We start from the raw sequence: 16,824 nt of genomic DNA, 5'->3' as shown, positions 1-16,824 counted from the left end.
CGCCCGCGGCGGAACGGGCGAATGGGGTGATTCTGTCTGTTTCTTGCCCAATCCTCTGAAAATCAGGCGATGAATAACAGTAAGGCGTAGCCCACCAGCGCCGCCCACAGCAGCAGCGGCAGAGAGTAAAGATGGAAGCGCCACCAGATGCGGCGATCTGATGCCATACGCAGTGCAATTAAATTCGCCAGCGAGCCGGGAAGCAGGCCAAAGCCGCCGACGTTGACCGCCCAGGCCAGCAGCGGCGAAGGAGGAACATAGTTGAGCAGCAGTATGGTGGCCGGTACGTTGCTGATGAACTGCGACAGGCCAATCGTCGACAGCCACAAGCCGCCGGCAGAAAGCTGCCCCACCCCGCTTAAAACCTGATGCAGCGCGGGAAGTTGCGTCAACAGATGAACGTCAATGAACATCACCATAAAGACCAGCAGCAGCGACCAGTCCACATGGATAATCACCGCCCGCGCCAGCAGCAGAAAGCCGAGAATAATCAGTCCCAGCCCCCACAGTTCAAGCTTCATTTCTAAAGCCGTCAGGAAGATCAGATAAAACGCCAGGCAGCCCCACACCAGCTTCGGCTGCCACGATGGCGCCCGGTCCGCGCTTTGAAAGTGCAGACGGGTGGCGGAGAAACAGCACCAGCACAGTACCAGCAGCGTCAACATCATTGCCGCCGCCAGCGGTAGCATTTGCCCGATAAACCCAAGGAAGCTGAGGCCGGATCGCCCCCACAGCAGGATATTTTGTGGATTACCGATCGGTGTTAACAAAGATCCGGCGTTGACCGCCAGCGCCTCGAAAATAATCAGCCGGTTAACCGGTATCGCGCACCATTTTTTCAACGTCAGCGTGAGCGGTACGACGATAAACAGCGCCACATCATTGGTCAGAAACGTCGAGAGCAGCGCCGCCGCAAGGACCATAAATATGGCCAGCTGACGCTCGGTGGCAAACCGACGCGCCATTTTGCGGCCAAGCACATCAAAATAGCCGCTCAGTTCAATCCCTTTAGTCAGCAGCATCAAGCCGCTCAGGGTGATAATCGTGTGCCAGTCGATAGCCTGGGGCCAGCTTTTTGGCGCAAACGGGACAAAGAAACTTAAGCCGCAGGCGATGATCAGCAGTAAATGCAGAAAACGATCGCGAGCCAGAGAGTGAACAAAGGGAAGATTCATTCTCCTTGCTGCCCGTATTTAAGGGTGAACTGATTAAATGCCGCCAGCGTCTCTTCACTGACGTGATGTTCCATCCCTTCCGCGTCACGACGGGCTATCTCCGGACTCACGCCCAGAACAAGTAAGAAATTCTCGACGATCTGGTGGCGTTCGCGGCTCTCATGCGCCAGCTTCTCACCTTCCGGAGTTAAAAAGACCCCGCGCCATGGGATCTGCTCAATCAGCCCGACGCTGGCCAGGCGTTTTAACATTTTGGCCACCGTTGGCTGGGAGACCCCCAGACGCGCGGCCATATCAACCTGACGCGCCTCTCCCACTTCGCGAATCAGATCTGAAATCAATTCGACGTAGTCGTCAATCAGCTCCCGGCGGTGGGCTTCGCGTACCTGGCGAAACCCCTCAACGTGTTCTTCAACATTAACAAGCTGCGTCACTTTTTTTGTTATAGGTCTTCCGGCGCGACGGTTCATTGTGCTTCCTCATACGTGTGACGCATCAAGCATCATCTCAAAAGATCCCCATTGTAAATGATTGGGCCCGTAGCACAAAAAATTAACGTTTTAGCCATAGCTATAAAATATAGCCTGTGCTATATCTGTATGTAATACAGACATCCTTCAAGGAGCGAAGGGCGAAATTACAGGAGGTCCCATGAACGAATTCAAGAGGTGCTTACGCGTGTTTACTCATTCTCCTTTTAAAGTCCGCTTAATGCTGATTAACATGCTGTGCGACATGATGAACGGCAAGAATCGCCAGGAAAAACCCCATCACTAAATGCGGCGTCGCGGTACGCCGCTTCATTTTTCCGTCACAATACCCTGTCAAACTGACCCGTTTCGCCGCGTTCTCGCCGCTTTTTTCAAGTTTTGTAAGCTTTCTCTCAAAACAATCCGTTATGTCCGGTTGACCTTATCATTTGCAAGCCCTATCTTTTGTCAGCCCTGCCACTACTGCGGCTCGCAGAGACCCTCTTCAGGCACTGTCCAGCAGGTTTTACCCCTTGATGCCAGGGGATGCACATGGCGTCTTTTTGATTAATTACTATGAATGTCACCCTGAAAGAAACGCTGGTCGCTCGCGGATTAGTCCCTAACCCGTGGACAGGATTTTATTTTCTCCAGTCTCTGCTGATTAACCTCGCACTCGGCTATGAATTTAGCCTGCTCTATACCGTCGCATTTACATGCGTGTTACATCTGCTGTGGCGTCATGCCCCGCGGATGCAAAAGGTTGTGGTAGGAGGCTACTCGCTGCTTGCCGCCTTCTATTACCCGTTTGGCCAGGCGTACGGCGCCCCCAACTTCAATACTCTGCTGGCGCTGCATGCCACCAATGTCGAAGAGTCCACCGAAATTCTGACCATCTTTCCCTGGTACAACTACCTGCTGGCGGTCTTTATTTTTGCGCTGGGCGTGATTGCCGTGCGTCGTAAAGCGGAAGCGCGTAAGCCGTGGAGCAAAATGGAGGTGCTGGGGCTGCTGTTCAGCATCGGCATCTTCTTTCTGCAGCCGGTGCAGAATCTGGCCTGGGGCGGCGTCTTCAAAGTGATTGATACCGGCTATCCCGCCTTCCGTTTCGTGAAAGACGTGGTGGTCAACAATAATGAAGTGCTGGACGAGCAGGCGCGTATGGCTCAGCTGGCCAATATGAAAGACAGCTGGCATGTGCTGGCGGTCAAACCCAAATATCAGCTTTACGTCGTGGTCATCGGAGAGAGCGCGCGCCGCGATGCGCTTGGGGCTTTTGGCGGCCACTGGGACAACACGCCGTTCGCCAGTTCAGTCAACGGCTATCTGTTTAATGACTACATTTCCGCCAGCGGTTCAACGCAAAAATCTCTCGGCCTGACGCTCAACCGGGTGGTGGACGGCAAGCCGCAATACCAGGATAACTTCGTCACGCTGGCGAACCGCGCCGGCTTCCAGACATGGTGGTTTTCCAATCAGGGGCAAATTGGCGAATACGATACGGCGATAGCCAGCATCGCAAAGCGTGCGGATGAGGTGCAGTTCCTCAAGAATGGCGATTTTGAGGCCAACAAAAATACTCAGGATGAGCAGCTGTTGAAGCTAACCGAGCAGGTGCTCTCCGTGCAGCGGACCCAGCCGCAGCTGATCGTCCTGCATCTGATGGGATCGCACCCGCAGGCCTGCGATCGCACCAAGGGAAAATATACCGTCTTTGTGCAATCGAAAGAGACGTCCTGCTATCTCTACAGCATGACGCAAACCGATACGCTGCTCGGCAAGCTCTATCATCAGCTGCAGAATTCCGGCGAAAGCTTCTCGATGACCTATTTTTCCGATCACGGTCTGGCCTTTAAAGAGCGCGGTAAAGAGGTTCAGTACCTGGCGCACGACGATAAGTACCAGCAGAATTTCCAGGTGCCGTTTATGGTGCTGTCCAGCGATGATAAAGCGCATAAAGTGATTAAGGCACGGCGCTCTGCCAACGATTTCCTCGGGTTCTTCTCCCAGTGGACCGGGATCCGCGCCGCCGAGATTACGCCTCGCTACCGCTTTATCTCTGAACAAGCCGCCGGGCCGGCCTATATCACCAACTTCCAGCTACAGAAAGTAGACTATACCCACCTGGGTAGCGATCTGTTCACGACCCACTAGCAGGCACGCCGCCGGGAAACGGCGGCGGCAAACCCGGGCGAACGTCGCGGGCTGCAGGCAAAAAAAATCCGCCCCAGTGAGGCGGATTTTTTATATCACCGAAGCGATTAGAAGCTGTAACCAACGCCAGCGATCCAGGTGCCAACGTCAACGTTACGAATACGAGACTGCTCGTAGGAGAAGTCCAGAGCAACGTTTTCGATCGGGTTGAACTGCATACCTGCACCGTAAGAGAAACCGTAGTCGCTCATGTCGTGCTTGTTCGGGTAGCTGTTGTCCTGGAATTTACCGTGACCGATACCCACTACGCCGTAGATGCTAGCCCAGTCGTTCAGACGGTAAGCCGGACCTGCGGTGATGCCGTAGTACTGGCCTTTCTGGTATACGCCAGATTCAGTACGGTCTTTTTCGGTGTAGGTGAAAGAACCGATAACACCCAGCGGGCTATTGTCTTGCTCGTAACGGTACTTCAGGTTGAAACCGCCAGCTTTGTTGGCTTCACCCTGCATGTCGCTCTGAGCATAACCACCGGTAACGGTAGAAGTTGCAGCGAAAGCGGTACCTACGGATGCAGCCAGAACAACGGCCAGTGCTGAAAAACGTGCAATTTTATTCATAACCACCTCAAATGTGTTTCTAATAAGTCCTAAGTCTTAAATATATCAAAAACTTTCAGGAAACTCTTTTGACTTTACACTGTCTAACATAGCTTTTCATGTAACCAAAAGTTTCCATAATTCTGTAACAAACTGGAAAACAACCGTTTTTGGCGAATACCCTACTATTAAGGCCGATAAAGCCCCGCACGTGCATCCAGATTAATCCTAATCAACAGGTTAATTTCTCTTCTCGTCTCGCCCCATTGTACGCCTCCCGAACGCGTTTTTTTCAACAATAGATAAACCGTAGCCAGGTAATTCATTTACACTGGAACCTTTACCGCATTTGACAAACCCTGACAGGAGAAAGGATGCCCGGCTCGTCCCGCAAAATACCGGCATGGCTGCCGATACTGGTCATTTTAATCGCCATGGTCTCTATCCAGAGCGGCGCTTCGCTGGCGAAATCGCTGTTCCCGTTGGTCGGCGCACCCGGCGTAACCGCGCTGCGCCTGGCATTAGGCACCTTGATTCTGGTGATTGTCTTCAAGCCCTGGCGCCTGCGCTTTACCGCAGAGCAGCGCCTGCCGCTCCTCTTGTATGGTCTGGCGTTGGGGGCAATGAATTATCTCTTCTACTTATCGATTCAGCGCATTCCGCTGGGGATTGCGGTGGCGCTGGAGTTTACCGGGCCGCTGGCGGTGGCGCTGTTTGGCTCGCGGCGTCCGCTCGATTTCGTCTGGGTGATCCTGGCCGTACTCGGGCTGTGGTTCCTGCTGCCGCTGGGGCAAAACGTCGCGCAGGTCGATCTGACCGGTGCGCTGCTGGCGCTGGGCGCCGGGGCCTGCTGGGCCGTCTATATTCTGACCGGCCAGCGTGCCGGAGAAGAACACGGTCCGGCAACGGTGGCGATGGGATCGCTTATTGCCGCCGTGGTCTTTGTCCCGCTGGGCATGCTGCAGGCAAGCGACACGCTGTTCCAGTGGTCGCTGCTGCCGCTGGGACTGGCCATCGCCGTCCTCTCTACGGCGCTGCCGTACTCGCTGGAAATGATTGCCCTCACCCGTATGCCTACCCGCACATTCGGCACGCTGATGAGCATGGAGCCGGCGCTCGCCGCGCTATCGGGCATGATATTTCTGGGCGAGACGCTGACCTCTACGCAAACCCTGGCGCTCGGGGCGATTATCCTCGCCTCAATGGGCTCTACGCTGACGATGCATCGGGAAAGTAAAATCGAAAAAGTGGATATCAGCTAGCCAACGTTACCCGTTCTGCACGAGGTTCTCGCATCGTGCAGAACCGCGCCACCCCGCTGACTTTTTACGCAATTTCACCCCTTTTTCAAAATAGCCAACCTCCCCGCACTATCGAACCGATAGGGACAACCGCCCTCCCCATATGGCAATCCGTTGCTATACTTAGTGCCATTAGTTACCGGGGACAAGCGCTCCATTTGATTCAAATTTGATGTATGACGAGTATAAATATCAAGAGGATATGAAACTATGAGTACCGCAAAACTGGTTAAAACGAAAGCATCCGATCTGCTCTATACCCGCAACGATGTTGCAGACAATGAGAAGAAAGCAACCGTCGAGCTGCTGAATCGTCAGGTGATCCAGTTCATTGACCTGTCGCTGATTACCAAGCAGGCTCACTGGAATATGCGCGGTGCCAATTTTATTGCCGTTCATGAAATGCTGGATGGCTTCCGCACCGCTCTGACCGACCACCTTGACACCATGGCTGAACGTGCCGTACAGCTGGGCGGCGTTGCGCTGGGCACCACTCAGGTGATCAACAGCAAAACCCCGCTGAAAAGCTACCCGCTGGATATTCACAACGTTCAGGATCACCTGAAAGAGCTGGCTGACCGCTACGCGATTGTGGCCAATGACGTGCGTAAAGCGATCGGCGAAGCAAAAGATGAAGACACCGCCGATATCTTTACCGCCGCCTCCCGCGACCTGGATAAATTCCTGTGGTTCATCGAAGCCAACATCGCATAAACCTGCACAATCACCGTCAGCCTCGCTGGCGGTTTTTTTTCAGATTATCCTCACTTCTGCCACCTGATTTTTTCCTCGCGCCTCACTCGCACCATTTTAGTGCGCAACAATGGACAAAATACGTACAAAAGTAAAACAATTGTAACAATCACCTCACACAATCGTTACGGCGAGATTGTTTTACCATCAGTGTTTGCGTTAAAAATGCACTTGTTATGCGGCGTGTTTATGACGCACCAAAATGACGCCCCATTGCGGTGCATCTGCCGTGATCTATAACCGAAACCGTGCAACAGGATAGACTTCGTTTGTTATAAAACAACAAGTTGTAAAACTGGCACGATTTTTTCATATGGTTACGCGTTCTCGCAGGGGATCGTCCCGTGGATAAAAAAGGAAATGCTATGAAGTCTGTATTTAAAGTTTCACTGGCTGCACTGACCCTGGCTTTTGCGGTTTCTTCTCAGGCCGCTGAAAAACAACTGATTGTTGCGACCGATACGGCGTTTGTTCCGTTTGAATTTAAGCAAGGTGATAAGTATGTCGGTTTTGATGTCGACCTGTGGGACGCCATCGCGAAAGAGCTGAAACTGAACTATACCCTGAAGCCGATGGATTTCAGCGGCATCATTCCTGCGCTGCAAACCAAAAACATCGACCTCGCGCTGGCGGGGATTACCATTACTGAAGAACGCAAGAAAGCGATCGAGTTCTCCGATGGCTACTATAAGAGCGGTCTGCTGGTGATGGTGAAAGCCAATAACAACGACATCAAAGATGTGAAGGACCTGAACGGTAAAGTTGTGGCCGTGAAAGGCGGTACCGGCTCCGTTGACTACGCGAAAGCCAATATCAAAACCAAAGACCTGCGTCAGTTCCCGAATATCGATAACGCCTATATGGAGCTGGGTACCGGCCGCGCCGATGCCGTTCTGCATGACACGCCAAACATCCTGTACTTCATCAAAACGGCCGGCAACGGTCAGTTCAAAGCGGTAGGGGAATCGCTGGAAGCGCAAAACTACGGTATCGCCTTCCCGAAAGGCAGCGACGAGCTGCGCGAGAAAGTGAACGGCGCGCTGAAAACGCTGCGTGAAAACGGCACCTACAACGAAATTTATAAAAAATGGTTCGGTACTGAGCCAAAATAATAATCAGCATTGATCGCTTACAGGTCTGCTGAATTCCGATCACCCGGACAGGGCTACTGGCCACCGTCCGGGTATCGCTTTGCCGCAGGCCTGAGTCATTTTTTCTCAGAGGCACGCCTCTGTTTTTCGACACGGTAACAGGAACGAACTATGCAGTTTGACTGGAGTGCCATCTGGCCTGCCATTCCAATTTTGCTGGAAGGCGCCAAAATGACGCTGTGGATTTCCGTCCTCGGCCTGGCTGGCGGCCTGATAATCGGCCTCGTCGCCGGTTTCGCCCGCTGCTTTGGCGGCTGGATTGCTAACCACATTGCGTTAGTCTTTATCGAGATCATTCGCGGAACCCCGATTGTGGTTCAGGTCATGTTTATCTACTTCGCCCTACCGATGGCGTTCAATGATCTTCGCATTGACCCCTTCTCGGCGGCAGTCGTGACCATCATGATCAACTCCGGCGCCTATATCGCAGAAATTACCCGCGGGGCGGTACTCTCAATTCACAAGGGCTTCCGTGAAGCCGGCCTGGCGCTTGGCCTGTCCCGTCGCGAAACCATCCGCCACGTGATTCTGCCGCTGGCGCTGCGTCGCATGCTGCCGCCGCTGGGTAATCAGTGGATCATTAGCATCAAAGATACCTCGCTCTTTATCGTCATCGGCGTCGCCGAACTGACCCGTCAGGGTCAGGAGATTATTGCCGGTAACTTCCGCGCGCTGGAAATCTGGAGCGCCGTGGCCGTGATTTATCTGATCATCACCCTGGTGTTGAGCTTTGTTCTGCGTCGTCTTGAAAGAAGGATGAAAATCCTGTGATTGAATTTAAAAATGTTTCCAAGCACTTTGGCCCGACCAAGGTGCTGCACGATATCGATCTGAAGATCAATAAAGGCGAAGTTGTGGTGATTATCGGGCCGTCCGGCTCCGGGAAATCGACGTTGCTGCGCTGTATTAACAAACTGGAAGAGATCACCAGCGGCGAGCTGATCGTCGATGGCCTGAAGGTTAATGACCCGAAAGTCGACGAGCGCCTGATCCGTCAGGAAGCCGGGATGGTGTTCCAACAGTTCTATCTGTTCCCGCACCTGACGGCGCTGGAGAACGTCATGTTCGGGCCGCTACGCGTGCGTGGTGCTAAAAAAGAGGCTGCCGAAAAACTGGCTAAAGATCTGCTGGAAAAAGTGGGACTCGCCGAACGCGCGCACCACTACCCTTCCGAGCTCTCCGGCGGCCAGCAGCAGCGCGTCGCAATCGCTCGCGCCCTGGCGGTAAAACCCAAAATGATGCTGTTTGACGAACCGACCTCGGCACTGGATCCGGAACTGCGCCACGAAGTGCTGAAAGTGATGCAGGATCTGGCGGAAGAAGGGATGACGATGGTCATCGTTACTCACGAGATCGGCTTTGCTGAGAAAGTGGCATCGCGACTGATCTTTATCGATAAAGGGCGTATCGCCGAAGATGGCGATCCGCAGGTACTGGTGAAAAACCCACCGAGCCCGCGTCTGCGCGAATTCCTGCAGCACGTCGCCTGATATTCCCCTGGCTCCCCGTATGCGGGGAGCCGCTTTCGCTTTCCAGACACATCCCACGCCGCTTCTCCCGCTATCAACTTCTATACTTAATGGTTTTGGAATGAGATGGAGGCGCCCGTGCCGTGGATCCTGTTACTGCTTGCTACGCTGTTTACCGCCCCGCTTTCGGCAGCCACACTGCCCGGTGTCCCGGCCGCGAGCGCTGAACAACCCGCCAGCAGTGAACCAGACCTCGAGAAAAAAAAGGCCGCCTATGCGGCGCTGGCCGATGTGCTGGAAAACGATGCCGCCCGCAGAGAATTAATCGACCAGCTGCGCTCTGCCGCCGCCACGCCGCCGCCGGCCAGCACGCCAAAACTGACGCCGCCGGAAGAGAAAGATGAACGGACGGTACTGGAAAACGTCACCCAGGTGAGCCGCGAGTACGGTGAACGCTTTGCTTCACGTTTTTCTCAGCTGTGGCGCAATATCACTGCCTCTGCACATAAGCCGTTTCATGCCGAAACCTTTCGCAACGCCGCCGGCCATTTCCTGCTGCTGGCCGTGCTGGTATTCGCCTTCTGGTGGCTGGTCCGCCTCGCCGCGCTGCCGCTGTATCGCAAAATGGGTCAGTGGGGGCGACGCAAAAACCACGATCGCGGTAACTGGCTACAGCTCCCGGCCACCATCGCCGGCGCGTTTATCTTCGATCTCCTCCTGCTGGCGTTGACGCTGTTTGTTGGCCAGATGCTCAGCGATCGGTTTAATGGCGGCAACCGGACTATCGCCTTTCAGCAAAGCCTGTTTCTGAATGCCTTCGCCTTGATTGAGTTTTTTAAAGCGATTCTGCGGCTGATTTTCTGTCCGCGGGTGACGGAGCTGCGGCCGTTTAACCTAAGCGATGAGAGCGCGAAGTACTGGAACCTGCGCCTGAGCGCGCTGAGCAGCCTGATTGGCTACGGCCTGATCGTCGCGGTGCCGATTATCTCCAATCAGGTCAACGTTCAGGTCGGCGCGCTGGCGAATGTGGTCATTATGCTGTGTATCACCCTCTGGGCGCTGTATCTGATCTTCCGTAATAAAACGCGGATTACCCAGGGGCTGCTGCACCTGGCGGACCGCTCGCTGGCCTTCTTCAGTCTGTTTATCCGCGCCTTTGCGCTTATCTGGCACTGGCTGGCCTGCCTCTACTTTATCGTGCTGTTTTTCTTTTCACTTTTCGACCCCGGCAACAGCCTGAAATTTATGATGGGAGCCACGGTACGCAGCCTGGCGATTATCGGCGCCGCCGCGCTGCTCTCCGGCATCTTGTCACGCTGGATAGCGAAAACCATTACCCTGTCGCCGCAGACCCAGCGCAACTATCCCGAGCTGCAGAAGCGGCTGAACGGCTGGATCTCCGTCGCACTCAAAGTGGCGCGAATTTTAGTGGTCTGCGTGGCGATTATGCTGCTGCTAAGCGCCTGGGGACTGTTTGATTTCTGGAACTGGATGCAACACGGCGCCGGGCAAAAAGCGGTGGATGTGCTGATTCGCATCGCGCTGATTCTGTTCTTCTCCGCCATCGGCTGGACGCTGCTCGCCAGCCTGATAGAAAACCGCCTGGCCTCAGATATTCACGGCCGCCCGCTACCGGGCGCTCGTGCCCGTACGCTGCTGACGTTATTCCGTAACGCGCTGGCGGTCATTATCAGCACCATCACGGCGATGATCCTGCTCTCCGAAGTGGGGGTGAATATCGCGCCGCTGCTGGCCGGCGCCGGTGCGCTGGGGCTGGCCATTTCGTTCGGTGCCCAGACGCTGGTAAAAGATATTATCACCGGCATTTTTATCCAGTTTGAGAACGGGATGAATACCGGTGACCTGGTAACCATCGGGCCGTTAACCGGCACAGTGGAACGGATGTCGATCCGTTCCGTCGGCGTGCGCCAGGATACCGGCGCTTACCATATTATCCCGTGGTCCTCGATTACCACCTTCGCGAACTTCGTGCGCGGCATCGGTTCAGTGGTTGCCAACTACGATGTCGACAGACAGGAAGATCTGGATAAAGCCGGCCAGGCGCTGAAAAACGCGGTTGCAGACGTGATGGATCAGGAGGAGATTCGCGGGCTGGTGATTGGCGAGCCGTCATTTGCCGGGCTTGTCGGCCTGAGCAATACGGCATTTACCCTGCGGGTCACCTTCACCACTCTGCCGCTGAAGCAGTGGACGGTACGCTTTGCGCTCGATACGCAGGTGAAGAAACATTTCGATCTCGCCGGAGTCCGGGCGCCCGTGCAAACCTACCAGGTTCTGCCGGCACCTGCGCCCATCTCCGCGCCACCTGCGGCGCCCGCAGAGCCGACGCTCTAGCCACGGAGCAGAGCACATTCCGGGCGAACCTGGCCGCCCGGAGGCATCATCCTTAACGTGCCAGCGGACGGCGGCGTTTAGCCTCATCCATGAAGGTCCAGGCGATAAAGCGACTCTGCTTCTGCCCCTGAGCCATCTCTTTTTTCACCACCTTCACCGCGCCGGCTTCGGTCAACGCACGGTAAAGCGGCGGCAGATTATCGCCGCGCGACACCAGCGAGGTGAACCATTTCACCTGGCGACCAAACTGCTGGCTTTCGCGGATCATCTGCGTAATGAACGCCACTTCACCGCCTTCGCACCACAGCTCCTGCTGTTGGCCGCCGAAGTTCATCACGCTGTCCGCCCCCAGCCCCAGATTGCGACGCTTACGCTCGCCGCCTGCCTGCGCGCTGGCAGCAGAATCGTGGAACGGCGGATTGCACAACGTCGCATCAAAACACTCATTTTTATGAATAATGCCGCTAAAGATAGCCCCGCTCTCTTTCTGTCGACGCAGACGAATCTGGCGACTGAGTCCCGGGTTAGCATTGATAATCGCCTGCGCGCTGGCGATCGCTTCCGCGCTAATTTCGCTGCCGGTAAAACGCCAGCCGTACTCATGCGCACCAATCAGCGGATAGATTAAGTTTGCCCCTGTGCCGACATCGAGGATGCTGGCATTTTCAGGAATGGTGCCGGTATCCAGCGCCAGCAGGTCGGCCAGGTGGTGAATATAATCCGCTCTTCCCGGTACCGGCGGGCATAAGAAGCCGTCTGGAATATCCCAGTGTTTCACCGCGTAAAAATGCGCCAGCAGCGCCTTATTCAGCGCCTTCACCGCCAGCGGGTTAGCAAAATCGATGGTCTGCTCGCCCACCGGATTAAGGGTGATAAAGCCTTGCAGCTCAGGGTGAGCCTGGCATAGCGCGGGCAAATCATAACGTTGATGATGACGGTTACGCGGGTGTAACCCCGGTTTCTGGGCTTTCATGGCAATCTCCTTTGAACAGCCGCGTAAGATACCCGTTGACGGCGGCGCGGTAAATAAGGGAGTCTGGATATCTCTTATTCGGTTACGGGTGCTCTATGTATTTCTATCAACCTTCACAGGGACATGGCCTGCCGCACGACCCGCTTAACGCGATTATCGGCCCACGCCCTATCGGCTGGATCGCCTCTCTGGACGCCGCAGGTCATCGCAATCTTGCCCCCTACAGCTTCTTTAACTGTTTTAACTATCGGCCCCCGATTATCGGTTTTGCCAGCAGCGGCTGGAAAGACAGTGTACAGAATATTGTCGAAACCAAAGAGTTTGTCTGGAATCTGGCCACCCGCCCTCTGGCTGAAGCGATGAACGAAACCTCCGCCAGCATTCCCCGCAACGAAGATGAATTTGCCCGTGCCGGGCTGACTCCCGCCGCCAGCCGTCTCGTTGCGGCCCCTCGGGTCGCGGAAAGCCCGGTGAACTTCGAGTGTCGGCTCTCCCAATGTATTCGCCTGACCCGTGCCGATGGTGAGCCTGTCGATAGCTGGCTGGTGCTCGGCGAAGTCGTCGCGGTACATATCGATGAGTCGTTACTGGAAAATGGCGTCTATCAGACCGCTAAGGCCAGGCCGATTCTCCGTGCCGGCGGGCCGAGCGCCTATTACACTATCGATGAAAATCTGCGTTTCGACCTGATCCGCCCGGACGCCCGTTAAGCCGTTTGTTCTTCCGCCCGACCCACGGCGCGCGCCCGGTCGGGCCGCCGTTTATGCAAAAAAGATGTTGTTTGTCTTCAATTTTTTACCCTGTCTATCCTGCCGTAAAGGCCTAAACTTATAGTATGTCCCATGCAGTTAATGAGGATATGCTCATGAAAAGAAATCTGCTGTTACTCACCGCAATCGCGATTGCCCTCACCTCTTTTATTGCCCAGGCCGGGATCTCACCTCCTCCGTCTACCGCCGAGAGCGGTCCGCTACGCCCTGCTGGCACCGTTTCTGCCTCCGGCGCCAGCAATCTGGATGATCTGCAGGCGAAACTGGCGGAAAAAGCCCATCAAAAAGGGGCTATCGCCTGGCGAATCAACTCCGCCAGCAGCGCGAATAAAATGTCCGGTACCGCCATTATCTATAAATAATCCGCCGGTCTGAACGGGTCTGAACCCATCGCGGTCCCGCCTCGCGTGGCCCGACCGCTGCCGTTTATGTAGAAAAAATGCAGTTCACGTAAAGAAATGTATTTATTTTTTTATCAACGAGTGATAAAAATTCGCCGTCATTTGATAATAGTTATCAAAATCATTATCAAACGCATTGCTATTTTAACAAATCACCTGCAGCGGTCGGGGCCGGCATCGCTGTGCCTGCGGTTGTGATGGCTTTAATTAAAACTATAAGTTGCTTATTGAAATGGACAAAAAACAAAACTTACCGTTCAGCAGTTTTAGCTCGCTGACGATCTTTACCGGCATGTGTCTGAGTCTGTCACCGACAGGCCTGGCTCTGGCCGCAGACAACACCGAAAAAAATGGCGGTGAAACGCTGGTGGTGGAAGCGCAGGCTCCCTCTCTGTATGCCCCGACGCAATCCGCCGACCCCAAATTTTCCCGCCCGATTGCCGATACCACCCGTACGGTCACCGTGGTCTCCGAGCAGGTGATGAAAGATCAGGGCGTGACTAACCTGACCGATGCGCTGAAGAACGTTCCCGGCGTCGGAGCCTTCTACGCCGGTGAAAACGGCAGCTCGTCGACCGGCGACACCATTTATATGCGCGGAGCCGATACCTCTAACAGCATCTATGTCGATGGTGTCCGCGATATCGGTAGCGTGACCCGCGATACCTTTAACACCGAACAAGTGGAAGTGATTAAAGGCCCGTCGGGCTCTGACTACGGTCGTAGCGCTCCGACCGGCTCAATCAACATGATCAGCAAACAGCCGCGTCTGGATTCCGGTATCGATGCCTCCGTCAGTGCCGGCAGCGCCTGGTTCCGTCGCGGTACGCTCGATATCAATGAAGCCATCGGCGAAACCAGCGCCGTACGGCTGAACCTGATGGGCGAAAAAACCCATGATGCCGGCCGCGATAAGGTCAAAAATGAGCGTTACGGCATCGCGCCATCGGCCGCGTTTGGTCTCGGCACTGAGAACCGTCTGTACCTGAACTATCTGCATGTCACCCAGCACAACACGCCGGACGGCGGTATTCCGACCATCGGTCTGCCGGGGTACTCCGCGCCAACCCCAGGCACCGCGGCGCTCAATCACTCGGGTAGGGTGGCTACCAGCAACTTCTACGGGACGGATTCCGACTACGACGACTCCACCACCGATACGGTGACCATGCGCTTCGAGCATGACCTGAGCGATAACACCACCATTCGCAACACCACCCGCTGGTCGCGCGTAAAACAGGATTATCTGCTAACTGCAGTCATGGGCGGCGCGACCAACATCACCCAGCCGGATCCGAACGATGTCGGCACCTGGACCTGGTCGCGTCTGGCGAACACCAAAGACGTCAGCAATAAAATTTTGACCAACCAGACCAACCTGACCTCAAAGTTCTATACCGGTTCGATCGGGCATGATATCAGCGCCGGTTTCGAGCTGACCCGGGAAACACAGACCAACTACGGCGTTTATCCCATTACGCCTCCGGCGGTCAATATTTACCATCCCAATAGCAACATCTCTATTGGCGGTCTGGACCGCAGCGGCGCCAACGCCAACGGGCAGACGGATACCTTCGGCGTTTATGCCTTCGATACCCTGCAGATTACCCGTGATTTCGAGCTGAACGGCGGCATCCGTCTGGATAACTACCAGACCAAATATGACAGCGCCAGCCTGTGCGGCGGCACCGGCCGCGGTGCGGTTGCCTGTCCGGCCGGCGTGGCGAAAAACAGCCCGGTCACCACGGTTGATACCTCCACCAGCGGCAATCTGGTGAACTGGAAAGCCGGTGCGCTGTACCACCTGACCGACAGCGGCAACATTTACGTCAACTATGCGATCTCCCAGCAGCCTCCGGGCGGCAATAACTTTGCCCTGGCCCAGAGCGGCACCGGGAACAGCGCCAACCGTACCGATTTTAAACCGCAGAAAGCGAAAACCAGCGAAGTCGGTACCAAGTGGGAGCTGATGGATAAACGTCTGCTGCTGACGGCAGCGCTTTTCCGTACCGATATTGAGAACGAAGTCGAGCAAAACGACGACGGCACCTATTCGCAGTACGGTAAAAAACGCGTTGAAGGTTATGAGCTGTCGTTGGCCGGGAATATCACCCCGGAGTGGCAGGTTATCGGCGGATATACCCAGCAGCACGCCAGCGTTCGTGAAGGCAACAACATCGCCCAGGACGGCACCAGCGCGCTGCCGTACACGCCGGAGCACGCCTTTACCCTCTGGAGCCAGTACCAGGCAACCGATGCCATCGCCCTTGGCGCAGGCGCTCGCTATATCGGCAGCATGCACCGCGGCAGCGACGGCGCCGTCGGTACGCCGTCCTACACCGAAGGCTACTGGGTGGCTGATGCGAAAGTGGGCTATCGTATCAACCGTAACGTCGATCTACAGCTGAACGTCTATAACCTGTTCGATACCCATTACGTCGCCTCAATCAACAAGAGCGGCTACCGTTATCATCCAGGCGAACCGCGTACTTTCCTGCTGACCGCCAACGTGCATTTCTAATCCACGACGGGGCGGCGACGCCCCGTTTCTTGAGGAGAAACAACGATGATGTACCATATCCCCGCCGTTCTCAGCCCACAGGAAGTTGACGATTTTCGCGCGCAGCTGCAGCAGGCCGACTGGGTTGACGGGCGAGCCACGACCGGCGATCAGGGCGCGCTGGTGAAAAAAAATCAGCAGGTCGATACCCGCAGCCCGCTGTACGGCGAACTGCAGAACCGGGTCCTCGCGGCGCTCAACCGCAGTTCGCTGTTCTTCGCCGCCGCCCTGCCCAAAACTCTCTCCAGCCCGCTGTTTAACCGCTATCAGCAGAGTGAAACCTACGGTTTTCACGTTGACGGCGCGGTGCGCAGTCAGGCTCAGGGCGGCTGGATGCGTACCGATCTTTCCGCCACCCTGTTCCTCAGCGCGCCGGAGAGTTATGACGGCGGTGAGCTGGTGGTAAACGACACCTATGGTCAGCATACGGTCAAGCTGCCGGCGGGCGACCTGGTGCTCTACCCGTCAAGCAGCCTGCACTGCGTGATGCCGGTGACCCAGGGCGTGCGCGTGGCTTCTTTTCTGTGGATCCAGTCGATGATCCGCGATGATAAACGCCGCAGCATGCTGTTCGAGCTGGATCGGAATATTCAGACTCTGAAGAGCCGCCACGGCGAGAGTGACGAGGTGCTATCGCTGCTTAATCTGTACCATAACCTGCTACGGGAGTGGTCGGAAATCTGAGCCCTTGCCTGA

At 55.5% G+C, this 16,824-nt stretch carries 16 protein-coding genes; 12 read left to right on the top strand and 4 right to left on the bottom strand.

Features of this window, described 5'->3' with window-relative positions:
* Nucleotides 1-62: 62 nt before the first annotated feature.
* Together ROR01S_RS18420 and mntR are read right to left on the bottom strand one after the other, a co-directional pair.
* Nucleotides 63-1,175 (bottom strand): anion transporter, encoded by a 1,113-nt coding sequence (locus ROR01S_RS18420; protein ID WP_064359754.1) that lies wholly within the window; start codon nucleotides 1,173-1,175, stop codon nucleotides 63-65.
* Nucleotides 1,172-1,645, bottom strand: a complete 474-nt coding sequence (gene mntR, locus ROR01S_RS18415; RefSeq protein WP_004859834.1) for a manganese-binding transcriptional regulator MntR — start codon at nucleotides 1,643-1,645, stop codon at nucleotides 1,172-1,174. Before mntR ends, ROR01S_RS18420 begins: the two co-directional genes overlap by 4 nt.
* 181 nt (nucleotides 1,646-1,826) lie before the next feature.
* On the opposite strand from mntR, the gene mntS reads away from it, so the two are divergent.
* Nucleotides 1,827-1,952 carry a manganase accumulation protein MntS gene (gene mntS, locus ROR01S_RS18410; RefSeq protein WP_015584839.1) on the top strand — a complete coding sequence of 42 codons (126 nt, stop codon included), beginning with the start codon at nucleotides 1,827-1,829 and terminating at the stop codon, nucleotides 1,950-1,952.
* A gap of 269 nt (nucleotides 1,953-2,221) precedes the next feature.
* Nucleotides 2,222-3,799, top strand: coding sequence for a phosphoethanolamine transferase (locus ROR01S_RS18405; protein ID WP_015584840.1), 1,578 nt, complete (start codon nucleotides 2,222-2,224; stop codon nucleotides 3,797-3,799).
* A gap of 107 nt (nucleotides 3,800-3,906) precedes the next feature.
* Here the strand turns inward: ROR01S_RS18405 and ompX are convergent, their stop codons facing one another.
* Nucleotides 3,907-4,416, bottom strand: coding sequence for an outer membrane protein OmpX (gene ompX / locus ROR01S_RS18400; protein WP_004859826.1), 510 nt, complete (start codon nucleotides 4,414-4,416; stop codon nucleotides 3,907-3,909).
* A gap of 353 nt (nucleotides 4,417-4,769) precedes the next feature.
* Between ompX and rhtA the strand changes: the two genes are divergently transcribed.
* From rhtA to ybiO, 6 genes are all read left to right on the top strand, one after another.
* Entirely contained in the window at nucleotides 4,770-5,657 is an 888-nt protein-coding gene (rhtA, locus tag ROR01S_RS18395; RefSeq protein WP_064359753.1) for a threonine/homoserine exporter RhtA, read from the top strand.
* 249 nt (nucleotides 5,658-5,906) lie between these two features.
* Nucleotides 5,907-6,410: a DNA starvation/stationary phase protection protein Dps gene (gene dps / locus ROR01S_RS18390; protein WP_004859819.1), complete on the top strand. Its 504-nt coding sequence runs from the start codon at nucleotides 5,907-5,909 to the stop codon at nucleotides 6,408-6,410.
* A 404-nt stretch (nucleotides 6,411-6,814) separates the two neighbouring features.
* Entirely contained in the window at nucleotides 6,815-7,561 is a 747-nt protein-coding gene (glnH, locus tag ROR01S_RS18385; RefSeq protein ID WP_004859818.1) for a glutamine ABC transporter substrate-binding protein GlnH, read from the top strand.
* Between the two features lie 150 nt (nucleotides 7,562-7,711).
* Complete coding sequence (glnP, locus tag ROR01S_RS18380) at nucleotides 7,712-8,371, top strand: glutamine ABC transporter permease GlnP (RefSeq protein ID WP_004859816.1); 660 nt, start codon at nucleotides 7,712-7,714, stop codon at nucleotides 8,369-8,371.
* Nucleotides 8,368-9,090, top strand: coding sequence for a glutamine ABC transporter ATP-binding protein GlnQ (glnQ, locus tag ROR01S_RS18375; protein WP_004859814.1), 723 nt, complete (start codon nucleotides 8,368-8,370; stop codon nucleotides 9,088-9,090). Before glnP ends, glnQ begins: the two co-directional genes overlap by 4 nt.
* A 117-nt stretch (nucleotides 9,091-9,207) precedes the next feature.
* Nucleotides 9,208-11,424, top strand: a complete 2,217-nt coding sequence (ybiO, locus tag ROR01S_RS18370) for a mechanosensitive channel protein (protein ID WP_044023621.1) — start codon at nucleotides 9,208-9,210, stop codon at nucleotides 11,422-11,424.
* Nucleotides 11,425-11,476: 52 nt separating this feature from the next.
* Here ybiO and rlmF read toward each other — a convergent pair whose 3' ends face one another.
* Entirely contained in the window at nucleotides 11,477-12,397 is a 921-nt protein-coding gene (gene rlmF, locus ROR01S_RS18365; protein WP_015584842.1) for a 23S rRNA (adenine(1618)-N(6))-methyltransferase RlmF, read from the bottom strand.
* A 95-nt stretch (nucleotides 12,398-12,492) separates the two neighbouring features.
* Between rlmF and ROR01S_RS18360 the strand changes: the two genes are divergently transcribed.
* The 4 genes from ROR01S_RS18360 to ybiX all read left to right on the top strand — a co-directional run bounded on the left by ROR01S_RS18360 (nucleotide 12,493) and on the right by ybiX (nucleotide 16,812).
* The gene (locus tag ROR01S_RS18360; RefSeq protein WP_004859806.1) at nucleotides 12,493-13,107 is read left to right on the top strand and encodes a flavin reductase family protein; all 615 of its coding nucleotides are present in this window, start codon (nucleotides 12,493-12,495) and stop codon (nucleotides 13,105-13,107) included.
* Between the two features lie 155 nt (nucleotides 13,108-13,262).
* Complete coding sequence (locus ROR01S_RS18355) at nucleotides 13,263-13,529, top strand: YdgH/BhsA/McbA-like domain containing protein (RefSeq protein ID WP_004859805.1); 267 nt, start codon at nucleotides 13,263-13,265, stop codon at nucleotides 13,527-13,529.
* Nucleotides 13,530-13,800: 271 nt separating this feature from the next.
* Nucleotides 13,801-16,089: a catecholate siderophore receptor Fiu gene (locus ROR01S_RS18350; protein WP_004859802.1), complete on the top strand. Its 2,289-nt coding sequence runs from the start codon at nucleotides 13,801-13,803 to the stop codon at nucleotides 16,087-16,089.
* Between the two features lie 45 nt (nucleotides 16,090-16,134).
* The gene (gene ybiX, locus ROR01S_RS18345; protein ID WP_004859801.1) at nucleotides 16,135-16,812 is read left to right on the top strand and encodes a PKHD-type hydroxylase YbiX; all 678 of its coding nucleotides are present in this window, start codon (nucleotides 16,135-16,137) and stop codon (nucleotides 16,810-16,812) included.
* Nucleotides 16,813-16,824 lie beyond the last annotated feature (12 nt).

Source organism: Klebsiella ornithinolytica NBRC 105727 = ATCC 31898, assembly GCF_001598295.1.
GTDB lineage: Bacteria > Pseudomonadota > Gammaproteobacteria > Enterobacterales > Enterobacteriaceae > Klebsiella > Klebsiella ornithinolytica.
This window is presented reverse-complemented; position numbering and strand designations above follow the sequence as displayed.

Bases quoted from the DNA above. Each gene is read 5' to 3' on its own strand.
- ROR01S_RS18420 (WP_064359754.1), bottom strand. From the start codon at position 1,175: ATGAATCTTCCCTTTGTTCACTCTCTGGCTCGCGATCGTTTTCTGCAT.
- rlmF (WP_015584842.1), bottom strand. From the start codon at position 12,397: ATGAAAGCCCAGAAACCGGGGTTACACCCGCGTAACCGTCATCATCAA.
- ybiX (WP_004859801.1), top strand. From the start codon at position 16,135: ATGATGTACCATATCCCCGCCGTTCTCAGCCCACAGGAAGTTGACGAT.
- mntR (WP_004859834.1), bottom strand. From the start codon at position 1,645: ATGAACCGTCGCGCCGGAAGACCTATAACAAAAAAAGTGACGCAGCTT.
- ROR01S_RS18360 (WP_004859806.1), top strand. From the start codon at position 12,493: ATGTATTTCTATCAACCTTCACAGGGACATGGCCTGCCGCACGACCCG.
- rhtA (WP_064359753.1), top strand. From the start codon at position 4,770: ATGCCCGGCTCGTCCCGCAAAATACCGGCATGGCTGCCGATACTGGTC.
- glnH (WP_004859818.1), top strand. From the start codon at position 6,815: ATGAAGTCTGTATTTAAAGTTTCACTGGCTGCACTGACCCTGGCTTTT.
- ompX (WP_004859826.1), bottom strand. From the start codon at position 4,416: ATGAATAAAATTGCACGTTTTTCAGCACTGGCCGTTGTTCTGGCTGCA.
- ROR01S_RS18405 (WP_015584840.1), top strand. From the start codon at position 2,222: ATGAATGTCACCCTGAAAGAAACGCTGGTCGCTCGCGGATTAGTCCCT.
- dps (WP_004859819.1), top strand. From the start codon at position 5,907: ATGAGTACCGCAAAACTGGTTAAAACGAAAGCATCCGATCTGCTCTAT.
- glnP (WP_004859816.1), top strand. From the start codon at position 7,712: ATGCAGTTTGACTGGAGTGCCATCTGGCCTGCCATTCCAATTTTGCTG.
- mntS (WP_015584839.1), top strand. From the start codon at position 1,827: ATGAACGAATTCAAGAGGTGCTTACGCGTGTTTACTCATTCTCCTTTT.
- ROR01S_RS18350 (WP_004859802.1), top strand. From the start codon at position 13,801: ATGGACAAAAAACAAAACTTACCGTTCAGCAGTTTTAGCTCGCTGACG.
- ROR01S_RS18355 (WP_004859805.1), top strand. From the start codon at position 13,263: ATGAAAAGAAATCTGCTGTTACTCACCGCAATCGCGATTGCCCTCACC.